General features: G+C 76.5%; 1 protein-coding gene. It reads right to left on the bottom strand.

Annotated elements, in window-relative coordinates:
• Nucleotides 1-554, bottom strand: a 554-nt coding sequence (locus tag D180_RS14115) for an FAD-dependent monooxygenase (protein ID WP_017913312.1), incomplete at both ends; no start/stop codon positions are given.

Genomic DNA, 554 nt, shown 5'->3' with positions numbered 1-554 from the left:
CCGCTGCGCCTGCGCCTGCCGCACCAGTGTCGCCAGCGCGGCGACGTCGCGCAGGCCGAGGTTGACGCCCTGCCCGGCCAGCGGATGCACCACGTGCGCGGCATCGCCCAGCACCAGCAGGCGGCCGCGCTGGTAGGCCTCCACCAGTTGCCGGCGCAGCGGGAAGCCCAGCCGCGGCGACAGCGCGCGCACCGTACCCAGGCGGGCGCCGAAGGCCTGGGTCAGTTCGGCGCCGAACGCCGCATCGTCCAGCGCCAGCACCCGCGCCGCCTCGACCTCGGGCAAGGTCCACACGATCGAGCTGCGGCCGTCGGCGAACGGCAGGAACGCCAGCGGGCCGCCCGGCAGGAAACGCTGCCAGGCCGTGTCCTGGTGCGGCTGTTCGGTCTGCACGAAGGCGACCACGCCGCGCTGGCCGTAGTCATGCGCCGGCGCGTCCAGCCCGGCCAGGCCGCGCACCGTGGACTCGGCGCCGTCGGCGGCGATCGCCAGACGCGCGTCCAGGCGGCTGCCGTCGTCCAGGCGCAGGCGCGCACGCTCGGCCGACGGCTCCA

The sequence above is a fragment of the Xanthomonas sp. SHU 166 genome, from assembly GCF_000364685.1.
Taxonomy (GTDB): domain Bacteria; phylum Pseudomonadota; class Gammaproteobacteria; order Xanthomonadales; family Xanthomonadaceae; genus Xanthomonas_A; species Xanthomonas_A sontii.
This window is presented reverse-complemented; position numbering and strand designations above follow the sequence as displayed.